This is a genomic window from Shewanella sp. Shew256 (assembly GCF_002196695.1).
GTDB lineage: Bacteria > Pseudomonadota > Gammaproteobacteria > Enterobacterales > Shewanellaceae > Shewanella > Shewanella mangrovisoli.
This window is the reverse complement of the sequence record NZ_NAJR01000050.1, coordinates 1-937: the sequence shown is the minus strand read 5'-3', so window position 1 is coordinate 937 and position 937 is coordinate 1. Positions and strand designations below refer to the sequence as shown.

Annotated in this window: 1 protein-coding gene; it reads left to right on the top strand. The window is 59.2% G+C overall.

Annotated features, from left to right (window positions below; all coding sequences use genetic code 11):
• Positions 1-139: 139 nt before the first annotated feature.
• A partial coding sequence (intI1, locus tag B5P39_RS24350; RefSeq protein WP_017901294.1) for a class 1 integron integrase IntI1 occupies positions 140-937 on the top strand: 798 nt, incomplete at its 3' end.

Genomic DNA, 937 nt, shown 5'->3' with positions numbered 1-937 from the left:
TAACTTTGTTTTAGGGCGACTGCCCTGCTGCGTAACATCGTTGCTGCTCCATAACATCAAACATCGACCCACGGCGTAACGCGCTTGCTGCTTGGATGCCCGAGGCATAGACTGTACAAAAAAACAGTCATAACAAGCCATGAAAACCGCCACTGCGCCGTTACCACCGCTGCGTTCGGTCAAGGTTCTGGACCAGTTGCGTGAGCGCATACGCTACTTGCATTACAGTTTACGAACCGAACAGGCTTATGTCCACTGGGTTCGTGCCTTCATCCGTTTCCACGGTGTGCGTCACCCGGCAACCTTGGGCAGCAGCGAAGTCGAGGCATTTCTGTCCTGGCTGGCGAACGAGCGCAAGGTTTCGGTCTCCACGCATCGTCAGGCATTGGCGGCCTTGCTGTTCTTCTACGGCAAGGTGCTGTGCACGGATCTGCCCTGGCTTCAGGAGATCGGAAGACCTCGGCCGTCGCGGCGCTTGCCGGTGGTGCTGACCCCGGATGAAGTGGTTCGCATCCTCGGTTTTCTGGAAGGCGAGCATCGTTTGTTCGCCCAGCTTCTGTATGGAACGGGCATGCGGATCAGTGAGGGTTTGCAACTGCGGGTCAAGGATCTGGATTTCGATCACGGCACGATCATCGTGCGGGAGGGCAAGGGCTCCAAGGATCGGGCCTTGATGTTACCCGAGAGCTTGGCACCCAGCCTGCGCGAGCAGCTGTCGCGTGCACGGGCATGGTGGCTGAAGGACCAGGCCGAGGGCCGCAGCGGCGTTGCGCTTCCCGACGCCCTTGAGCGGAAGTATCCGCGCGCCGGGCATTCCTGGCCGTGGTTCTGGGTTTTTGCGCAGCACACGCATTCGACCGATCCACGGAGCGGTGTCGTGCGTCGCCATCACATGTATGACCAGACCTTTCAGCGCGCCTTCAAACGTGCCGTAGAA